The 18833-nt window shown below is 72.4% G+C and carries 19 protein-coding genes; 7 read left to right on the top strand and 12 right to left on the bottom strand.

The annotated features are described in order from the left end of the window. The first annotated feature begins 38 nt into the window (after window positions 1-38). A complete protein-coding gene (locus ACH499_RS17545; protein WP_399016686.1) occupies window positions 39-1658 on the top strand; it encodes an alpha/beta hydrolase in 1620 nt (539 codons plus the stop codon). A gap of 59 nt (window positions 1659-1717) precedes the next feature. On the opposite strand, the gene ACH499_RS17540 is transcribed toward ACH499_RS17545, so the two are convergent. The 3 genes from ACH499_RS17540 to proP all read right to left on the bottom strand — a co-directional run bounded on the left by ACH499_RS17540 (window position 1718) and on the right by proP (window position 5213). Beyond that, entirely contained in the window at window positions 1718-2752 is a 1035-nt protein-coding gene (locus ACH499_RS17540; protein WP_399016684.1) for an NAD-dependent epimerase/dehydratase family protein, read from the bottom strand. Window positions 2753-2818: 66 nt separating this feature from the next. After that, window positions 2819-3541, bottom strand: coding sequence for a lysophospholipid acyltransferase family protein (locus tag ACH499_RS17535; protein WP_356204296.1), 723 nt, complete (start codon window positions 3539-3541; stop codon window positions 2819-2821). A 157-nt stretch (window positions 3542-3698) separates the two neighbouring features. Next, on the bottom strand, window positions 3699-5213 hold the full coding sequence (proP, locus tag ACH499_RS17530; RefSeq protein ID WP_356202889.1) for a glycine betaine/L-proline transporter ProP: 1515 nt from the start codon (window positions 5211-5213) through the stop codon (window positions 3699-3701). Between the two features lie 143 nt (window positions 5214-5356). Between proP and ACH499_RS17525 the strand changes: the two genes are divergently transcribed. Continuing rightward, entirely contained in the window at window positions 5357-5812 is a 456-nt protein-coding gene (locus ACH499_RS17525) for an RpiB/LacA/LacB family sugar-phosphate isomerase (protein WP_399016682.1), read from the top strand. A 9-nt stretch (window positions 5813-5821) separates the two neighbouring features. Here ACH499_RS17525 and rocD read toward each other — a convergent pair whose 3' ends face one another. From rocD to ACH499_RS17510, 3 genes are all read right to left on the bottom strand, one after another. Then, the gene (gene rocD, locus ACH499_RS17520; RefSeq protein WP_399016680.1) at window positions 5822-7042 is read right to left on the bottom strand and encodes an ornithine--oxo-acid transaminase; all 1221 of its coding nucleotides are present in this window, start codon (window positions 7040-7042) and stop codon (window positions 5822-5824) included. Beyond that, a complete protein-coding gene (gene ddaH, locus ACH499_RS17515) occupies window positions 7039-7878 on the bottom strand; it encodes a dimethylargininase (protein ID WP_356202884.1) in 840 nt (279 codons plus the stop codon). Before ddaH ends, rocD begins: the two co-directional genes overlap by 4 nt. 114 nt (window positions 7879-7992) lie before the next feature. Further along, on the bottom strand, window positions 7993-8508 hold the full coding sequence (locus tag ACH499_RS17510; RefSeq protein ID WP_356202882.1) for an Lrp/AsnC family transcriptional regulator: 516 nt from the start codon (window positions 8506-8508) through the stop codon (window positions 7993-7995). Between the two features lie 101 nt (window positions 8509-8609). On the opposite strand from ACH499_RS17510, the gene ACH499_RS17505 reads away from it, so the two are divergent. From ACH499_RS17505 to ACH499_RS17490, 4 genes are read left to right on the top strand one after another with little or no spacing between them, the layout of a single operon-like run. Beyond that, window positions 8610-9365, top strand: a complete 756-nt coding sequence (locus ACH499_RS17505; RefSeq protein WP_399016677.1) for a LytR/AlgR family response regulator transcription factor — start codon at window positions 8610-8612, stop codon at window positions 9363-9365. A 3-nt stretch (window positions 9366-9368) separates the two neighbouring features. Further along, on the top strand, window positions 9369-9743 hold the full coding sequence (locus ACH499_RS17500) for a hypothetical protein (RefSeq protein WP_399016675.1): 375 nt from the start codon (window positions 9369-9371) through the stop codon (window positions 9741-9743). A gap of 7 nt (window positions 9744-9750) precedes the next feature. Next, the gene (locus tag ACH499_RS17495; RefSeq protein ID WP_356202878.1) at window positions 9751-11526 is read left to right on the top strand and encodes a cation acetate symporter; all 1776 of its coding nucleotides are present in this window, start codon (window positions 9751-9753) and stop codon (window positions 11524-11526) included. Continuing rightward, window positions 11523-12728, top strand: coding sequence for a histidine kinase (locus ACH499_RS17490; RefSeq protein ID WP_356202876.1), 1206 nt, complete (start codon window positions 11523-11525; stop codon window positions 12726-12728). Before ACH499_RS17495 ends, ACH499_RS17490 begins: the two co-directional genes overlap by 4 nt. A gap of 45 nt (window positions 12729-12773) precedes the next feature. On the opposite strand, the gene ACH499_RS17485 is transcribed toward ACH499_RS17490, so the two are convergent. From ACH499_RS17485 to ACH499_RS17465, 5 genes are all read right to left on the bottom strand, one after another. Next, complete coding sequence (locus tag ACH499_RS17485; protein ID WP_225635017.1) at window positions 12774-12944, bottom strand: hypothetical protein; 171 nt, start codon at window positions 12942-12944, stop codon at window positions 12774-12776. Window positions 12945-13068: 124 nt separating this feature from the next. Continuing rightward, window positions 13069-14016 (bottom strand): cytochrome c oxidase assembly protein, encoded by a 948-nt coding sequence (locus ACH499_RS17480; RefSeq protein ID WP_399016672.1) that lies wholly within the window; start codon window positions 14014-14016, stop codon window positions 13069-13071. A gap of 109 nt (window positions 14017-14125) precedes the next feature. After that, complete coding sequence (locus ACH499_RS17475; RefSeq protein ID WP_399016670.1) at window positions 14126-15151, bottom strand: 6-phosphofructokinase; 1026 nt, start codon at window positions 15149-15151, stop codon at window positions 14126-14128. Window positions 15152-15318: 167 nt separating this feature from the next. Next, window positions 15319-16047 (bottom strand): glutamine amidotransferase, encoded by a 729-nt coding sequence (locus ACH499_RS17470; protein ID WP_356202870.1) that lies wholly within the window; start codon window positions 16045-16047, stop codon window positions 15319-15321. A gap of 23 nt (window positions 16048-16070) precedes the next feature. Then, window positions 16071-17309, bottom strand: a complete 1239-nt coding sequence (locus tag ACH499_RS17465; protein ID WP_356202868.1) for a MurT ligase domain-containing protein — start codon at window positions 17307-17309, stop codon at window positions 16071-16073. A 179-nt stretch (window positions 17310-17488) separates the two neighbouring features. Here ACH499_RS17465 and def point away from each other — a divergent pair, with 179 nt between their 5' ends. Further along, a complete protein-coding gene (gene def, locus ACH499_RS17460; protein ID WP_365602144.1) occupies window positions 17489-18028 on the top strand; it encodes a peptide deformylase in 540 nt (179 codons plus the stop codon). Window positions 18029-18074: 46 nt separating this feature from the next. Here the strand turns inward: def and ACH499_RS17455 are convergent, their stop codons facing one another. Next, window positions 18075-18731, bottom strand: a complete 657-nt coding sequence (locus tag ACH499_RS17455) for a TetR family transcriptional regulator (protein WP_399016667.1) — start codon at window positions 18729-18731, stop codon at window positions 18075-18077. Between the last annotated feature and the right edge of the window lie 102 nt (window positions 18732-18833).

The raw sequence follows: 18833 nt of genomic DNA, 5'->3' as shown, positions 1-18833 counted from the left end.
CCCCGTACTCGTCGCACATCCTGTAGGGGGAGGGCCACTTGAGGAAGACAAGGCTGCACCGGAGAGCCGCCGCGTTCGGCACGGCCGGAGCACTCGTCACCGCCACGCTGATCGCCGGCACCGTCACGGCACCCGCGGCCGGCGCCAGTCCGGCCGTCGGCCGGGCCCACGGGCAGGGGCAGGGCCAGGACCGCGAGGCCCGCGGTGCCGCCATCGCCGCCGACCGTGCGGCGAAGGCCGGCGTCGACTGGCAGGACTGCCCCGCCGACTGGAACCTGCCCAAGCCCATCCAGTGCGGCTACGTCACCGTGCCGCTCGACTACGCCAAGCCGTACGGCAAGCAGATCAGGCTCGCCGTCGACCGCATCGGCAACACCGGCTCGAAGTCCGAGCGCCAGGGCGCCCTCATCTACAACCCGGGCGGCCCCGGCGGCTCCGGCCTGCGCTTCCCGGCCCGCGTCACCAACAAGAACGCGGTGTGGGCCAACACGGCCAAGGCCTATGACTTCGTGGGCTTCGACCCGCGCGGCGTCGGCAGGTCCGCGCCCATCTCCTGCGTCGACCCGCAGGAGTTCGTCAAGGCGCCCAAGATGGACCCGGTGCCCCGCTCCGAGGCCGACAAGCTCGCCCAGCGCAAGCTGGCCCGCGAGTACGCCGAGGGCTGCTTCGAGCGCAGCGGCGAGATGCTCCCGCACATGACCACGCCGAACACCGCCCGGGACCTGGACGTCATCCGCGCCGCCCTCGGCGAGGCGAAGCTCAACTACCTCGGCGTCTCCTACGGCACCTACCTCGGCGCGGTCTACGGCACCCTCTTCCCGGACCACGTGCGCCGGATGGTCGTCGACAGCGTCGTCAACCCGTCGCGCGAGAAGATCTGGTACCAGGCCAACCTGGACCAGGACGTCGCCTTCGAGGGCCGCTGGAAGGACTGGCAGGACTGGGTCGCCAAGAACGACGCGACCTACCACCTCGGCGACACCCGCGCCGAGGTCCAGGAGCAGTGGCTCAAGCTGCGCGCCACCGCCGAGAAGGCGCCGCTCGGGGGCGTCGTCGGCCCGGCCGAGCTGATCTCCTTCTTCCAGGGCGCCCCGTACTACGACTCCGCGTGGGCCCCCACTGCGGCGATCTTCAGCAAGTACGTGGCCGGTGACACCCAGGCGCTCGTCGACGCCGCCGCCCCGGACATGACCGACACCGTGGGCAACGCCTCCTCGGAGAACGGCAACGCCGTCTACACCGCGGTCGAGTGCGCCGACGCCAAGTGGCCCACCAACTGGCGCACCTGGGACCGCGACAACACCCGGCTGCACCGCGACCACCCGTTCATGACCTGGGCCAACGCGTGGATGAACCTGCCGTGCGCCACCTGGCCGGTCAAGCAGCAGACCCCGCTGAACGTCAAGACCGGCAAGGGACTTCCGCCCGTGCTGATCGTCCAGTCCGAGCGTGACGCGGCCACCCCGTACGAGGGCGCCGTCGAGCTGCACCAGCGGTTCAAGGGCTCCCGCCTGATCACCGAGCGGGACGCCGGATCCCACGGCGTCACCGGCCTGGTCAACCCGTGCGTCAACGACCGGGTGGACGCCTACCTGCTCACCGGCGAGCTGGACGCCCGGGACGTGACCTGCGCCCCGCACGCCACGCCCAAGCCGTAGCACCCGCGGACGAGCACAGGGGGCGGCCGGCCCTGCCGGCCGCCCCCTTTCGTCTGCCCTCAGAGGGGCCGCGCGGCCAGCCAGGCGTCCTCCGCCGCGTAGTCGAACAGGTCGCCGTAGGCCTCGGCCATCTCGGGGTACGCCTCCCGCCAGTCCCGCCCGGCGAGCCGCTCCTCGATCCAGGCGACCGTGTCCGGCAGGGAGTCGGCGTACCGGACCACCGGCCGGTACCCCAACTGCCGTGCCGCCGCCGTCATGTCGCACACCACCGGCGCCGGAACCGACCACGGGGTGTCGCCGACACCGGGCGCCGGCGGCGCGCCGTCCACGAGCACGTCCTCCGCCCGGACGCCCATCACCGCGTCGATCGCCGCCGCGATCTCCGCCACCGGCGGCGCCTCCGGATCGACGGCGTTCAGGACGCGCGTGCCCGGCCGCGGGGCGGCCAGCCGGATCAGCTCGGCGATGTTGTGCACGCTCGCCGGATGGAAGCGGCTCGCACCGCCGTACGCGAGCACACGCCGACGCCGGCCGTCCATGGTGCGCTTGACGAAGTACAGCTCGCGCGGGGTCCGGCAGTGCGGCCCGTGGATCGCGCCCGCCCGCAGCAGCGTCACCGGCAACCGGTCGCCCGCCGCCAGGAGTTCGCGCTCCAGAGCCGCCTTGCGGGTGCTGTAGGAGCTGTCCCCCGGCCGGACCGTGCGCTGCTCCTCGGTGACCGGCACCGGGTACTCGGGGAAGCCTCCGGGCTCGGCCTGCGTGTCGAAGTTCCGGCCCCGGGCGTCCTCGTAGACCGAGACGCTGGAGATGACCACGGCCGAGCCGACGCGCCCGGCGAGCGAGACGAGCTGCCGCGCGTGCCCGGCGCCGAAGGCCACCATGTCCACCAGGACGTCGCAGCCGTCGCCGACCGCCGCGGACAGCGCCGCGTCGTCCTCCCGGTCGGCCCGCACCACCCGTACGTCCCCGGGCCAGTCGGCGTCACGTCCGCCGCCGCGCGAGACGGCCGTCACCTCCCAGCCCTCGCGGGCCAGCACCCCCACGGCCACCCGCCCGATCTGCCCCGTCGCTCCGACCACCACAGCTCGTGTCATGGGGGGACCGTAGGCGCTCCGGGGACCGCCGGGCACGCCCTTCTGCCGACGGCAGACGACACGCTCCTAACGGCGCGGCAGCCGGGGGAACCTGCGGTCCTTCGCCGCCCGCTCCGCCTCCTCGGCCTTGACGTCCGCCGCGTACCGGTCGACGTACTCCTGCTCGGACAGCGACAGGATCGCGTACATGATCTCGTCGGTGACGGCGCGCAGCACGGCCTTCTCGCCCTCCATCCCGGCGTAGCGGGAGAAGTCCAGCGGCTCGCCGAAGCGGATCACCACGGGGTGCAGCCGCGGGATCTTCCGGCCCGGCGGCTGGGCCTCGAAGGTGCCGATCATCGCGCACGGCACGACGGGCACCCCGGCCCGCAGCGCCATCACCGCGACCCCGACCTTGCCCTTGTAGAGCCGGCCGTCGTGCGAGCGCGTGCCCTCCGGATAGATGCCGAGCAGCTCGCCCCGGCCCAGCACACCGAGACCCTCGCGGATCGCGGCCTGCCCCGCCTCCTTGCCGGAGCGGTCCACCGGGATCTGCCCGGCACTGCGGAAGAAGAACGCGGTCAGGCGTCCCTTGAGACCGGGCCCGGTGAAGTACTCGGCCTTGGCGAGGAAGGTGATGCGGCGACGGAGCACGGCCGGCATCAGGAAGTGGTCGGAGAACGACAGGTGGTTCCCGGCGACGATGGCCGCACCCGAGTCCGGCACATGGCCGAGCCCTTCGATCCTGGGGCGGAAGACCAGCCTCAGCAGCGGGCCGAGCAGTACGTACTTGAGCACGTAGTAGAACACGGCGGGTCTCCGATTCGGGTGCGGTCCTTCACGTCCGGGCGATCGATCGTAGCCCGGCCCGTCCCCTTCCGGCCCGGAAGTGCCCGGGCCGGAACAAGGCGACGGGGCGGCGGGACGCCTCGTCCCGCCGCCCCGTCGCGCACCCCGGCGCGCCGGCTCAGAACTTCGGTGCCGGCGCCTGCGCCTCCACCATCTCGGCGGCCTCCTCCTCGGTCTGCACCGACGGCGGGGAACCCTCGAGCGGCTGCTGGGCCGTCTCCTTCATGCAGGCCACCGCCACGACACCGACCAGGGCCGCGGCCATGGAGTAGTAGGCGGGCATCATCTCGGAGCCGGTCGCGCCGATCAGCGCCGTGATGACCAGCGGCGTGGTGCCGCCGAACAGGGACGCCGACAGGTTGTAGCCGACCGACAGGGACCCGTACCGGACGTTCGTGGGGAACATCGCGGGCAGCGCCGCCGACATCGTGCCGAGCAGGCAGACCAGGGACAGGCCGAGCATCAGCATGCCGCCCGAGACGGCGAGCAGGCTGCCCTCCCGCACCAGCAGGAAGGCCGGCGCGGACAGGACGAAGAAGCCCACCATCCCGGTCATCAGGACGGGCTTGCGGCCGAAGCGGTCGGACAGCCGGCCGACGTGGTTGATGATCAGCATCAGCAGCACCATGGTGGCCACCAGGATCAGCAGCCCGTGGCTCTCGCTGTAGTCCAGCTCGTCCGACAGGTACGTGGGCATGTACGACAGCAGCATGTAGTCGGTGATGTTGTACGCGCCGACGAGGGCGATGCACAGCACGAGGGCCCGCCAGTGCGTGCGGAAGATCTTGGCGAGGTCGCCCCGCGCCGTGGTCTCCACCGCGTTCGCCGCCTCCGAGATGTGGACGCTGGAGTCCTCCAGCTTCAGGAACGCGGGCGTGTCGTCCAGCTTCAGCCGCAGGTAGATGCCGATGACGCCGAGCGGCGCCGCGATCAGGAACGGGATGCGCCAGCCCCAGGCGTCCATGGTGTCGCTGCCCAGCCACGCGGTGAGCGCGGTGACGAGACCGGCGGCACCGGTGTACCCGGCCAGCGTGCCCAGCTCCAGGAAGCTGCCGAAGAAACCGCGCCGCTTGTCGGGCGCGTACTCGGCGATGAAGGTGGACGCTCCGCCGTACTCACCGCCCGTGGAGAAGCCCTGGAGCAGGCGGAAGACGATCAGCAGCAGCGGCGACCAGAAGCCGATCGCGTCGTAGCTGGGGATGAGCCCGATGGCGGCCGTGCCGATCGCCATGAGGATCATCGTCAGGGCGAGCACCTTCTTGCGGCCGATCTTGTCGCCCATCGGGCCGAAGACCATGCCGCCCAGCGGCCGCACCAGGAACGCCACGGCGAACGTGGCGAACGAGGACAGCAACTGCGCGGTGTCGCTCCCGGACGGGAAGAACACGCGGCCGATGGTGCCCGCCAGATAGGCGTAGATGCCGAAGTCGAACCACTCCATGGCATTGCCGAGAGAGGCCGCCTTCACGGCGCGCTTGACCGCGGCCTCGTCCGTGACGGTGATGTCCGACCGGCGCAGCCGAGGGTTCTGCCGTCGCTTGATGGCCCGGAACAGCGCCGGGTGGCGGCGGACCGCGGCGGTGTCGGGTTCTGGGCCGTTGTCGGTGGGGGACGTGGCGGCCTCCCTTTCCACGCGCAGACCCTCCTCGCGGAGGGCTGCTCGGTCGTACGTTTCTCGGGTCGTACCGTTCCCCCGATCATCCTGGGTATGGGCGTGACGTCAGTCATGCGGTTGCGCCGATGAGGTGAGCGGGCCCGAGTGAGTACCCTTCGCACATGCGCATCGCCGTCTCCTCCGACATGGACGAACCCGTGGCCAGGCTCCTCGTCGAGGAGCTGCGCGCACGGGGGCACGAGGTACTGGCGCACGGCGCCCTGAAGCCCGGGAGCGACCCCCAGTGGGCGGTGTGCTCGGAACGGGCGGCGCGCGACGTCGCCGCCGGGGAGACCGACCAGGCGGTGGTGTGCTGCTGGACCGGCACGGGCGCCTCGATCGCCGCCAACAAGGTGCCGGGAGTGCGGGCGGCCCTGTGCACCGACGCGTACACGGCCGACGGGGCACGCCGCTGGAACGACGCCAACGTGCTCGCCCTCAGCCTGCGGCTTACCTCGGCGCCGCTGCTGCGGGAGATCCTCGACGCCTGGTTCGCCGGTGAGGCGAGCCAGGACGCCGAGGACCTGGGGAACGTGGACCACGTGGAGCGGCTCGACCGGGGCCGGGCCGCTCCCTGAGGGCCGCTCTCAGGACGTCAGGACCTTCTCCAGCGTCCTGAGCGCGCCCTCCAGCTCCTCGCCGGTCACCGTCAGCGGCGGCGCCAGCCGGATCGTGGAGCCGTGGGTGTCCTTGACCAGCACGCCCTCGCGCATCAGCCGTTCACTGACCTCACGGCCGGTGCCGATCGCCGGGTCCACGTCGACGCCCGCCCACAGGCCCCGCGCCCGGAAGCCGACCACGCCCTTGCCGACCAGCGCCGTCAGGCCCTCGCGCAGCACCGCGCCCAGCTCGGCGGCCCGGCGCTGGAACTCGCCCGTCTCCAGCAGCTCCACCACCGCCGTGCCGACCGCGGCCGCCAGCGGGTTGCCGCCGAAGGTCGAGCCGTGCTCACCGGGGTGCAGCACGCCCAGCACCTCGCGGCGGCCGACCACCGCCGACACCGGCACGATGCCGCCGCCCAGCGCCTTGCCGAGCAGCACCACGTCCGGGACGACCGACTCGTGCTCGACGGCGAGCGTGTGCCCGGTGCGCCCGAGGCCCGACTGGATCTCGTCCGCGACGAACAGGCAGCCCGCCCTGCGGGTCACCTCCCGCACGCCCGCCAGATAGCCGTCGTCCGGGATGTTGACGCCCGCCTCGCCCTGGATCGGCTCCAGCAGCACGGCCGCCGTGGTCTCGTCGACCGCCGCCTCCAGGGCCGCCAGGTCGTTGTACGGCACGATCCGGAAGCCGGGCGTGAAGGGACCGAAGCCGCGTCGGGCGGTCTCGTCCGTCGAGAAGCTCACGATCGTCGTCGTACGGCCGTGGAAGTTGTCCGCCGCGACCACGATCGTCGCCCGGTCGGCCGGGACGCCCTTCACGTCGTACGCCCACTTGCGGGCCACCTTGATGCCGCTCTCCACCGCCTCGGCGCCGGTGTTCATCGGCAGGACCATGTCCGTGCCGGTCAGAGCGGCCAGCTTCTCGGCGAAGGACGCCAGCCGGTCGTTGTGGAAGGCGCGCGAGGTGAGCGTCAGCCGGTCGAGCTGGCGGTGCGCGGCCTCGATCAGCGCCGGGTGGCGGTGGCCGAAGTTGAGCGCCGAGTAGCCGGCCAGCATGTCCAGGTAGCGGCGGCCCTCCACGTCCTCGACCCAGGCGCCCTCCGCACGGGACACCACCACGGGCAGCGGATGGTAGTTGTGGGCGAGCACGGGCTCCTCCGCGCGGATCAGCTCCGCGGAGCCGCGGGTGCGTGCGGGTGCGGTCATGACCGGGCCTCCCGGATCTCGTGGGTGCAGCACTTGATGCCGCCACCGGCCTTGAAGAACTCGGACAGGTCGACGGGGACGGGTTCGTAGCCGAGGCCCGCGAGCTGATCGGCGAGTTCCCGGGCCCCGGGCGAGATGAACACGTGCCGGCCGTCGGACACCGAGTTGAGCCCGAACTCCATGGCGTCCGCCCGGGTGGCGATCACCGCGTCCGGGTACAGCCGCTCCAGCACTTCCAGGCTGCCCGGCGAGAAGGCCCCGGGGTAGTAGGCGATGTTCCCGTCGCCCCCCTCGTGGCCGTCGTCCAGGACGAACAGGGCCGTGTCCAGGTGGTAGAAGTACGGGTCCACCAGTGTCAGCGAGACCACCGGCCGCCCGAAGAACTCCTGCACCTCGCGGTGCGCCTCGGGGGTGGTGCGGAAACCGGTTCCCGCCAGGATCCAGCGGCCCACCGGCACGAGGTCGCCCTCACCCTCGCAGACCGCCTCGGGCGGGTGGACGTCGAAGCCCGCCCCCTTGAACCACGTCTCGTAGGGGATGGACTCGGGGCGCCGCTCGGGCGCGTGGAAGAGCGAGCCGAAGACCCGGCCGTCCACGGTGAGCCCGGCGTTGGCGGCGAAGACCATGTCGGGCAGGCCGGGGACCGGAGCGACGGATTCCACGGTGTGACCGTGGCGACGGTAGGTGTCGATCAGCGTGCGCCACTGGGTCAGCGCACGCCCCACGTGGACGGGCTCCGCGGAGTCCATCCAGGGGTTGATCGCGTACTGCACGGCGAAGTGTCTGGGTTCGCAGACGAGGAAGCGCCGCCGGCGCGGCACACGGGAGTCGGACACAGAGGGGTTCCTCCGCTTCCTGACGGACGGTGACGAGGGAATGACACCACGGTAGGAAGCGATCCCGACGGGCGACAAGCGAGAGGAGCTGCGTGTTGGCGCACGATCGCTGCGTCATGTACCAGGTTCGCGCACGCCTGCTGCGCCCTTCGGAGCCGGCTGGCTGGCCCCGGCCTCCGGACTGTCCGGAATCAGATGCGACAGCACCATCACACTGATCGTCTTCCGGATGAACGGCTCCGCCCGGATGCGCTCCAGCACCTCCTCGAAGTGCTCCACGTCCCGCGCCCGCACGTGCAGCAGCGCGTCCGCGCCGCCCGTCACCGTCATCGCCGCGGCGATCTCCGGATACTCCCGCACGACCTGCGCCAGCCGCCTCGGCGGCGCCGCCCCCTCGCAGTACACCTCCACGTACGCCTCGGTGCGCCAGCCAAGCGCCGACGGCCGCACCGTCGCCGTGAACCCGGTGATCACGCCCGTCTCCCGCAGCCGGTCCACCCGGCGCTTGACCGCCGTCGCCGACAGCCCGACCTCCGCGCCGATCTCCGCGAAGGACGTCCTGGCGTTGTCCATCAGCGCGGTGACGATCTTCCGGTCGAGCTCGTCGAAGGAGGAGGGCCTGCTGTTCATGCCCGCACTGTAGCCACCCGGTGCCCCGCCGCCCCGCCCCGGCCGGAACGCGCACGCAGGCACATGTCCAGGCGTCCGGATTCCACCTACACTCCACGTTCATGCTGCGCGCCCTCGCCGTCGACGACGAACGCCCCTCGCTGGAGGAACTGCTCTACCTGCTCAACGCCGATCCCCGGATCGGCAGCGCGGAGGGCGCCGGCGACGCCACCGAGGCGCTGCGCCGCATCAACCGGGCCCTGGAGTCGGGCCCGCACGGCCCCGAGGCCATCGACGTCGTCTTCCTCGACATCCAGATGCCCGGCCTCGACGGACTGGACCTCGCCCGGCTGCTGACCGGCTTCGCCCGGCCGCCGCTGGTCGTGTTCGTCACCGCGCACGAGGACTTCGCCGTCCAGGCCTTCGACCTCAAGGCCGTCGACTACGTCCTCAAACCCGTCCGCACGGAACGGCTGGCCGAGGCGGTCCGCCGCGTCGTCGAACAGCACGGCACCGCCGCCGCCCCGCGCATACCCGTGCACGAACCGGACCCCGACCACATCCCCGTCGAACTCGGCGGCGTCACCCGGTTCGTGCCCGTCGAGGACATCACCCACGTCGAGGCCCAGGGCGACTACGCCCGCCTGCACACCGACCGGGGCAGCCACCTCGTCCGCATCCCCCTGTCCACCCTCGAGGAGCGCTGGCGCGCCCGCGGCTTCGTCCGCATCCACCGCCGCCACCTGGTCGCCCTGCGCCACATCGGCGAGCTCCGCCTGGACGCCGGCACCGTGAGCGTCCTGGTCGGCACCGAGGAACTCCAGGTCAGCCGCCGCCACGCCCGCGAACTGCGGGACCTGCTCATGCGGAGGCCGTGAGACGTGCCCCAGGACCCCGCGGAACGCCGCGTCACCGTCACCGCCCCGCCCCGGCGCACCCTTCCCCACTCCCGCCTCCGTCCGCGCGGCTACTACCGCCCGCGCACCGAGATCGACGAGCAGACCACCCTCGGCCACACCTACGTACGCTCCCTGATGCGCAGCCAGCTCAGGGCGGGCCTCGCCGTGCTCGCCGTGCTCGGGCTGCTCGTCGGCCCGCTGCCGCTGCTGTTCGCGGTGCTGCCCGACGCCCGCCGCCTCGAATGGGCCGTCCTCGGCTTCGGCCTGTACGCCCCGCTCGTCCTGCTCGCCCGCTGGTACGTGCGCCGCGCCGAACGCAACGAACGCGACTTCGTCCGGCTCGTCGAGGACCGATGACCCGCCCGTGAACCCGAACTACGCCGTACCCGCCGTCGCCCTCGTCGCCCTCGCCACCGTCCTCGTCGGGGCGTTCGGCCTGCGCATCTCCCGCACGACCTCGGACTTCTACGTCGCCTCCCGCACCGTCGGCCCCCGCCTCAACGCCGCCGCCATCAGCGGCGAGTACCTCTCCGCCGCGTCCTTCCTCGGCATCGCCGGCCTGGTCCTCGTCCAGGGCTCCGACATGCTCTGGTACCCCGTCGGCTACACCGCCGGATACCTGGTCCTGCTGCTGTTCGTCGCCGCCCCGCTGCGCCGCTCCGGCGCCTACACCCTGCCCGACTTCGCCGAGGCCAGGCTCGCCTCCCAGGCGGTACGCCGACTGGCGGGCGCCTTCGTCGTCGGCGTCGGCTGGCTCTACCTGCTGCCCCAGCTCCAGGGCGCCGGACTGACCCTGACCGTGCTGACCGGCGCGCCCGACCGGCTGGGCGGCGTGATCGTCGCCGTCGTCGTCATCGCCATCGTCGCCGCGGGCGGCATGCGCAGCATCACCTTCGTCCAGGCCTTCCAGTACTGGCTGAAGATGACCGCCCTGCTCGTCCCCGCGCTCTTCCTCGTCCTCGCCTGGCAGGGCGACGGCGCCCCCGGCCGCGCCTTCGAGGAACCGGCGTCCTTCCGCGACCGGCGCACCGTCACCGTCGAGGACACCCTCACCCTCGAACTGGACCGGCCCCTGACCGTCACCGCCGACGGCACCGTGGACGGCCGCGCCCTGCACGGCACCCCGCTCCACCTGCCCGCCGGCACCCACCGCATCGAGGCCGGCACCCGGCTCACCTTCGCCGGGGGAACCCCGGTCCCCGCCGCCGGACGCGGGGCCGACGACGCCCTGTCGCCCTCGCGGGCCGAGAGCCGCACGGAACGCCCGCTGTACGCCACGTACGGGCTGATCCTCGCCACCTTCCTCGGCACCATGGGCCTGCCGCACGTCGTCGTCCGCTTCTACACCAGCCCGACGGGCGTCGCCGCCCGCCGCACCACCGTGGCCGTCCTCGCCCTGATCGGCGCCTTCTACCTGCTGCCGCCCGTCTACGGCGCCCTCGGCCGCCTCTACGCACCCGAGCTGACCCTCACCGGCGACGCCGACGCCGCCGTCCTGCTGCTGCCCGACCGGGTCATCGGGGGAGTGGGGGGCGACCTGCTCGGCGCCCTGGTCGCCGGCGGCGCCTTCGCGGCGTTCCTGTCCACGGCCTCCGGGCTGACCATGGCCGTCGCGGGCGTCCTGACCCAGGACGTGCTGCCGTCCCGCGCCGTGCCGCACTTCCGCCTCGGCACCGTCCTCGCCATGGCCGTGCCCCTGGCGGCGAGCGCCCTGGTCGGCGGGCTGCCGGTCGCCGACGCCGTCGGCCTCGCCTTCGCCGTGTCCGCCTCCTCGTTCTGCCCCCTGCTGGTCCTCGGCATCTGGTGGCGGCGGCTGACCCCGCCGGGCGCGGCGGCCGGGATGCTCGTGGGCGGCGGCTCCGCGCTGATCGCCGTCGCCGCGACCATGGGAGGCCTCCCGGGCCGCGCCGGCGCCCTGCACGCGCTGCTGGCCTGGCCCGCCCTGTGGTCGGTGCCGCTGGGCTTCCTGACCATGATCCTGGTCTCGCTGGCCACGCCGGGCCGGGTGCCGGCCGGCACGGCGGCGATCCTGGCCCGCTTCCACCTGCCGGAAGAACTCGGTACCGAGGAACGGCGCACGGAGGAACGACGTACCGAGGAGCGGCGCGCCGACGAGCCGCGCAGGGAGAGGACTCCATGAGCGGCTTCCTGGCGGGCCTGGTCGTGGCCGTGCTGCCCCTGCTGGCCGCCGGCTTCTGGCTGGGGCGGCGCACGGCCCGGCCCCAGCACCTCGGCGGGCTCGGCACCCCGGTCGAGCACGCCACCTTCCAGACCCTGCACACCGCCTCCCTGGCCACACCCCCGCTGCGGGCCGGTCTCACCGAGGAGACCGCCCGCAAGTCGGCCCGCAAACTGCGCTCCCTGCTCGGCACGGACGCGCTGTGCCTGACGGACCGCGAGAACGTCCTGGTCTGGGACGGTGTCGGCGCCCACCACCGCACGCAGATCATGGAACGCCTCGCGGGCCCGCTGGAGACCGGCCGCGGCGAGGCCTTCCGGCTCACCTGCGACACACCCGACTGCGCGGTGCGCTGGGCGGTCGTCGCCCCGCTCACCGTGGACGACCGGGTGCACGGCGCCCTCGTCGCCTGCGCGCCCCGCGAGTCGGCCGTGCTGGTCAGGGCGGCGGGGGAGGTGGCCCGCTGGGTGTCGGTCCAGCTCGAACTGGCCGACCTCGACCAGTCCCGCACGCGGCTCATCGAGGCCGAGATCAAGGCGCTCAGGGCCCAGATCTCCCCGCACTTCATCTTCAACTCGCTCGCCGTGATCGCGTCCTTCGTGCGCACCGACCCCGAGCGCGCCCGCGAGCTGCTGCTGGAGTTCGCCGACTTCACCCGCTACTCGTTCCGACGGCACGGCGACTTCACCACCCTCGCCGACGAGCTGCACGCCATCGACCACTACCTGGCGCTGGTGCGGGCCCGCTTCGGCGACCGCCTCTCCGTCACCCTCCAGGTCGCCCCGGAGGTGCTGCCGGTCGCCCTGCCCTTCCTCTGCCTCCAGCCCCTCGTGGAGAACGCCGTCAAGCACGGCCTGGAGGGCAAGTCCGACAAGTGCCACATTCAGATCACCGCGCAGGACGCGGGCGCCGAGGCGCTGGTCGTCATCGAGGACGACGGCGCCGGCATGGACCCCGGCCTGCTGCGCCGCATCCTGGCACGCGAGGTCAGCCCGTCGGGCGGCATCGGCCTGTCCAACGTGGACGAGCGGCTGCGCCAGGTTTACGGTGACGACCACGGCCTGGTCATCGAGACCGCCGTCGGCGCCGGCATGAAGATCACCGCCCGGCTGCCCAAGTACCAGCCGGGCGTGCACTCGGCCGGACGGCTCGGCCGCGACTGAGGACGCCCGGGCGACCGCGCGTGCCCGCGCCCGGGCGGGCCGGGATCAGGTGCTGCGGGTGGCGACCATGCCGACGGTGATCAGGCCCAGGACGACCCAGCCGAACCACAGCCAGCCGTTGCTGCCGAGCGCCACCGTGTAGGCGGTCACCGCCACCAGGCCGCCGATGGTGAGCGCCCCCATCGTCTTCGTGGAACTGTCCGTGGAACCGGGCATCGCGACACCCTCCTCAGGTCCGTTGCCCTCCATGGTGCCCCGTTCCGCCGCCGCGCGGTGCGTCCGGCGGGAAGTGGGGCCCGTTTCCGGGCAACGGCGAGGGCCCCGCGGACCCGGCCGCCGCTCAGCCGCGTGCGTTCAGCGACGCCAGGTAGGCGTTGTACGCCTCCAGCTCCTTGTCGCCGTCGCGGTCGGCGGCCCGGTCGGTGCGCCGGGCCTGGCGCTGGTCGGACGCGTACCACTGGAACACCAGGGCGAGCAGCACCAGCACGGACGGGACCTCGCTGAACGCCCAGGCGATGCCGCCGGCGGCGTTCTGGTCGGACAGCGTGTCGATGCCCAGTGACGCCGGCGGGTTCTCGAACGTCTCGACCATGGGGGAGGACGCCATCATCAGCGCGATGCCGAAGAACGCGTGGAAGGGCATGCCGGCGAACAGCTCCAGCATCCGCATCAGATAGCCCGGCCGGTGCGGGCCCGGGTCGACACCCATGATCGGCCAGAAGAAGACCAGGCCGACGGCGAGGAAGTGCACCATCATCGCGATGTGCCCGACCTTGGAGCCCATCAGGAAGTCGAAGAGCGGGGTGAAGTACAGCGCGTACAGGCTCGCGATGAACATCGGGATCGTGAACACGGGGTGCGTGATGATCCGCATGTACCGGCTGTGCAGCAGCATCAGCAGCAGCTCGCGCGGACCCTTGCGGCCCCGGCCCGCCGTGGGAAGCGCCCGCAGCGCCAGGGTGATCGGGGCGCCGAGCAGCAGCAGGATCGGCGAGACCATGCTGATCACCATGTGCTGCACCATGTGCACACTGAACATGACCATGCCGTAGTCGTTCAGCTTCGTGCACATCACCAGCGCGATGCTCAGCACACCAGTGACGAAGGCGACCGTCCGGCCGACCGGCCACTTGTCGCCGCGCCGCGTCAGCCGCACCACACCCCAGGCGTACAGCGCCAGGCCCACCAGGCAGGCGATGAGGAAGAAGGGGTCCGCCGACCAGCCGAGACCCCGCCCCAGCGTGAACGGCGGCAGATCCATCGTCATGCCGTGCCCGCTGTGATCCATCCGCCGGCTCCTGTTTCGTGGGGATTGAGCGCTGTCTGTCCGCACCAGACTAGAACCGCCCCCGGCGACGGCTGTCACCGGGGGCGGTCAAGTGGACGCGACCGGCTGGTCAGAGCACGCACTCCGCCTCGTCGTACCGCGCGTCCGGCACCGTCTTCAGCGATTCCACGGCCTCGGCCAGCGGCGCCATCACGATGTCCGTGCCGCGCAGGGCCGTCATCATCCCGAACTCCCCGCGGTGCACGGCCTCCACCGCGTGCCACCCGAAGCGCGTGGCCAGCACCCGGTCGTACGCCGTCGGCGTGCCGCCCCGCTGGACGTGTCCGAGTATCACCGGCCGGGCCTCCTTGCCGAGCCGCTCCTCCAGCTCGACCGAGAGCTGGCGGGCGATCCCGGCGAAGCGCTCGTGGCCGTAGACGTCCTTGCCGCCCTCGTCGAAGTCCATGGTGCCGGGCTTCGGCTTGGCGCCCTCGGCGGCCACCACTATGGCGAACCGCTTGCCCGCCGAGAACCGCTCGCCGACCTTGGCGGTCAGCTCGTCGATGTCGAAGGGCCGCTCGGGGACGACGACGGCGTGGGCGCCGGCGGCCATGCCCGAGTGCAGGGCGATCCAGCCGGTGTGCCGGCCCATGACCTCGACGATCAGCACCCGCTGGTGGGACTCGGCGGTGGTCTTGAGCCGGTCGAGGGCCTCGGTGGCGACGGTGACGGCCGTGTCGAAGCCGAAGGTGACGTCGGTGACCGCTATGTCGTTGTCGATGGTCTTCGGCACGCCCACGATCGGCAGGCCGTTGTCGGACAGCAGCCGGGCCGCCTTCAGCGTGCCCTCGCCGCCGATCGGGATGATCGCGTCGAGCCCGAGTTCCGCGACGTGGCCACGGGCCCGCTCCACGCCGTCCCGCAGATGCTCGGGGCGGACCCGGGAGGAGCCGAGGATGGTGCCGCCGAGGGCGAGGATGCCGCCGACCGCGTCCAGGTCGAGCTTGAGGTGGTCACACTCCAGGAGGCCCTTCCAGCCGTCCCGGAAACCGATGACCTCGTCGCCGTGGTCGACGACGGCACGGTGCACGACGGACCGGATGACGGCGTTCAGACCGGGGCAGTCACCGCCGGACGTGAGGACACCAATGCGCATAGCCCGAAAAACCTTCTCAACGTGGCACGGGTCCGGACCGCGCTGTCCGGTTCGATTCCCCGCCACCCTAGCGGTACCGGGCGGCGGGGCCGAACCGTGCGTCCGCCTGCTGGACGCACCCGCTCACCTGTGCGGACGCGTCATCAGACGGGCCGGTGCCCGGGGTGTCAGGCGGGCTGCTGGGCCGCCGCGATGCGCTCGTTGCGCAGCGCCTCGTACCAGCGGTCGTCGGTCGGCGGCAGCGCGTTCACGTCGAGGGCCAGCTTCAGCAGCAGGTCCGCGATGAGTGGGTTGCGCGCGAGCACGGGTCCGTGCATGTAGGTGCCGAAGACCGTGTCGTTGTACGCGCCCTCCGTGCCGTCCCCGGTGCCGTTGCCGTTGCCGAAGCGGACCTGGGCGAGCGGGCGGGCGGTGGGGCCGAGGTGGGTGACGCCCTGGTGGTTCTCGAAGCCGGTCAGCGGGGGCAGGCCGAGGCGCGGGTCGATGTCGCCGAGGACGTCGCCGACGCACCGGGCGCCCTCGCCGCGCGTCGAGACCACGTCGAGCAGGCCGAGGCCCGGCTCGCGCTGGCCGAGGTCGTTGATGAACTCGTGGCCGAGGATCTGGTAGCCGGCGCAGACGGAGAAGACGATCGCGCCGTTCTCCACCGCCCGGTACAGGCCCCCGTCGCGGCGCAGCCGCTCGGCCGCGAGCCGCTGCGGCCGGTCCTCGCCGCCGCCGATCAGATAGATGTCGCCGGAGGTCGGGATCGGCTGGTCGCTGCGCACGTCGAGCCGGGCCACGTCGAGTCCGCGCTGCCGGGCCCGGCGCTCCACTACCAGGGCGTTGCCCTGGTCGCCGTACGTGCTGAGCAGGTCCGGGTAGATCCAGACGATCCGCAGTTGGTTGTCGCTCACGAGAGTCCCCTGAGGTTACGCGGTCAGTTGCCGACGCGGCGGCGCAGGTCCTGGAAGGCGGTGTAGTTCGCGATGACCTCGATCCGGCCGGGCGGGCAGAGCTGCACCGCCTGGTCGAGGTCCTCGCACACCTGGAACTGCTGGCCCGCGACCTCCAGGCGGACGGCGAGGTCCAGCTTGCGGTCGCCGATCACGCAGATCGGGTGGCCGGTGAGCCGCGTGTAGTCCACGTCCCACAGCCAGGAGGTGTCGGTGCCGTCGGCGCCGCGCGCGTTCACCGACAGGATCACCGGGGAGGGCGGCGGGTCGATCAGCGAGAAGGTCTCCAGCCAGCCCGCCGGGTTCTTGGCGAGCAGCAGGCGCAGGTCGCGGCCCTGGAACTGCACCACGTCGTAGCGCCCGGCGACCGCCTGCACCTGGTACATGCGCTCCAGGGCGACCTGCGGCGGCACGCCGAAGACGGCCGCGACGGCCGCCGAGGAGGCGGCGTTGGCCTTGTTGGCGCGGCCCGGGAGCTGGAGGTGGATCGGCCAGGCGGAGCCGTGCGGGTCGATGACGTGGTCGCCGGACAGGGCCCAGCTCGGCGTGGGGCGCCGGAAGCCGCACTCGCCGCAGAACCAGTCGTCGCCCGGACGCTGCATCACACCGCCGCAGGACGGGCAGGACCAGGCGTCGTCCTTCCACATCTGCCCGGCGGCGACCCAGATCACGTTGGGGGAGGAGGACGCGGCCCACACCACCAGCGGGTCGTCGGCGTTGGCGACGATCACGGCCTTCGAACCGGCCAGGCCCTCGCGCCAGTTCTCCGCGAGCATGCGGGTCTCGGCGGCGCGGTCGAGCTGGTCGCGGGAGAGGTTGAGCAGCGCGATGCACTTCGGGTCGGTGTCCCGGGCGACGCCCGCGAGGTACTTCTCGTCGACCTCTATGACGCCGTACCGGGCGTCCGAGCCGCCCGCGAGGGCGGAGGTGATGCCGGCCGGCATGTTGGCGCCGAGCGCGTTGGACACGACCGGGCCGGCCGCCTTGAGCGCCTCGGCGATGAGCCGGGTGGTGGTGGTCTTGCCGTTGGTCGCCGAGACGAGGGTCACGTCCAGGTGCTGGGCGAGCCGGGCGAGGAGGTCGGGGTCGAGTTTCAGCGCGACCCGGCCGCCGATCACCGAACCGCTGCCGCGCCCCGCGGCACGGGACGCCGCCGCGACCGCCTTGCCCGCGGTCACGGCCAGCTTGGCCCGCGGCGTGAGCGGGTCCGAGTTGCCTGCCATCAGTTCTCGATCCTCCTTGCCGTACGCGCCGCGCCTGAAGCCTGTGAAGCCTGACGGCCACGTGGTGTGGGCATCAGCCTATCGAGATCCATTCGCACTCCCGAATCGCGGCACCGGCCGCGAGCTCCCGGCGGTGGGCGCGCGCCGCCGGTGAACACAGGGACCTTACTCTGACCGTCATGCGACACGGTTCCATCCCGGGCGTCCACGGGCGCGTACGGTCCCTCAGTCTCCTCGGCGACCCCGTCCTGCACGAGCCCTGCGCGGAGGCCACCGGTTCCGGCCCGGAACTCGCGGCGCTCGTGGAGGACTTGTTCGCGACCATGTACGCCGCCCGCGGCGTGGGTCTGGCGGCCAACCAGATCGGCGAGCCGGTACGCGTCTTCGTGTACGACTGCCCCGACGACGAGGACGTGCGCCACCTCGGCCACGTGGTGAACCCGCGGCTGGTGGAGACCGGCGGGGTGGTGGTGCGCGGCCCGGAGGGCTGTCTGTCGCTGCCGGGCCTGGAGGCGGGCACCGAGCGCCACGACGTCGCGGTCGTCGAGGGCTTCACAGTGACCGGGGAGCCGGTCACCGTGCGGGGCACGGGGTTCTTCGCCCGGTGCCTCCAGCACGAGTACGACCATCTCGAGGGCCGGGTCTACGCCGACCGGCTGACGGGATGGCGCCACCGCAGGCTGCTGCGGCAGGTGTCACGGGCGCCCTGGAACCGCTGAACGCCCGCGCGGGCGGTTCCGGTGCCCGGCCCTCGGCGCCGTGGTGTCAGAACCCGGGGCCGCCCACCCTGTCCTCCGCCTCGGACAGCCGGCCCCACAGCAGCTCCGCCAGGCTCGTCACCAACTCCTCGCGGGAGCAGGGGCGTTCGCCCAGCCACCAGTCCCCGGCGGCGTGCATCATGCCGACGATGCCGTGCCCCCACACCCGGGCCAGCCGTTCGCTGCCCGGTCCCATGTCGAGGCGCTCCTCGATGACCTTGCCCAGCTCCTCGCCCATCCGCCGCAGCAGCGGCGCCGAGTGCTTGCCGACGTCGAAGCCCTGTTCGGCCTGGTCGCCGGCGGCGGTGGTGCCCTCCGCCGGATGCATCAGGAAGCGGTACACCTGGGGTCGTGCCTCGATGGCGGCCAGATAGGTGTCCAGGGTGGCCTCGACGCGCTTGCGCCGGTCCGCCGGGGCGTCCAGGGCGGTGCGCAGCGAGTCGAGGAGGGCGTCGGTGTGCCGCTGGGCGAGGGCGGCGTACAGGCCGCTCTTGTCGCCGAAGTGCCGGTAGAGGATCGGCTTGGTGATGCCCGCTTCGGCGGCGATGGCGTTCATCGATGCCTGCGGGCCGTCGCGCAGCACCACTCGGTCGGCGGCCTCCAGCAGCTCGCGCCGTCGGCGGTCGGCGGACCGCTGCTGATCGGTCCGCTGCGTGGTGTCCATGAGCTCTCCCCACCCGTGCTGATTCGGTGACGCCTGCGCAAACTAACACCTGGTGGGGGCCGCCCCTCGAACGGGAGGCCGAGGGGTGCTCGGGAGTTGACT

This window comes from Streptomyces sp. NPDC018947, from assembly GCF_044390505.1.
GTDB lineage: Bacteria > Actinomycetota > Actinomycetes > Streptomycetales > Streptomycetaceae > Streptomyces.
Note: the sequence above shows the minus strand (reverse complement) of the source record. Positions and strands in the feature narration are given on the sequence as shown.

Coding starts and splice junctions, on each gene's coding strand:
- ACH499_RS17465 (WP_356202868.1), bottom strand. CDS start 17,309: ATGGCAGGCAACTCGGACCCGCTCACGCCGCGGGCCAAGCTGGCCGTG.
- ACH499_RS17540 (WP_399016684.1), bottom strand. CDS start 2,752: ATGACACGAGCTGTGGTGGTCGGAGCGACGGGGCAGATCGGGCGGGTG.
- ACH499_RS17485 (WP_225635017.1), bottom strand. CDS start 12,944: ATGCCCGGTTCCACGGACAGTTCCACGAAGACGATGGGGGCGCTCACC.
- ACH499_RS17455 (WP_399016667.1), bottom strand. CDS start 18,731: ATGGACACCACGCAGCGGACCGATCAGCAGCGGTCCGCCGACCGCCGA.
- ACH499_RS17475 (WP_399016670.1), bottom strand. CDS start 15,151: ATGCGCATTGGTGTCCTCACGTCCGGCGGTGACTGCCCCGGTCTGAAC.
- ACH499_RS17510 (WP_356202882.1), bottom strand. CDS start 8,508: ATGAACAGCAGGCCCTCCTCCTTCGACGAGCTCGACCGGAAGATCGTC.
- rocD (WP_399016680.1), bottom strand. CDS start 7,042: ATGACCGCACCCGCACGCACCCGCGGCTCCGCGGAGCTGATCCGCGCG.
- ACH499_RS17525 (WP_399016682.1), top strand. CDS start 5,357: ATGCGCATCGCCGTCTCCTCCGACATGGACGAACCCGTGGCCAGGCTC.
- ACH499_RS17490 (WP_356202876.1), top strand. CDS start 11,523: ATGAGCGGCTTCCTGGCGGGCCTGGTCGTGGCCGTGCTGCCCCTGCTG.
- def (WP_365602144.1), top strand. CDS start 17,489: ATGCGACACGGTTCCATCCCGGGCGTCCACGGGCGCGTACGGTCCCTC.
- ACH499_RS17480 (WP_399016672.1), bottom strand. CDS start 14,016: ATGGATCACAGCGGGCACGGCATGACGATGGATCTGCCGCCGTTCACG.
- ACH499_RS17505 (WP_399016677.1), top strand. CDS start 8,610: ATGCTGCGCGCCCTCGCCGTCGACGACGAACGCCCCTCGCTGGAGGAA.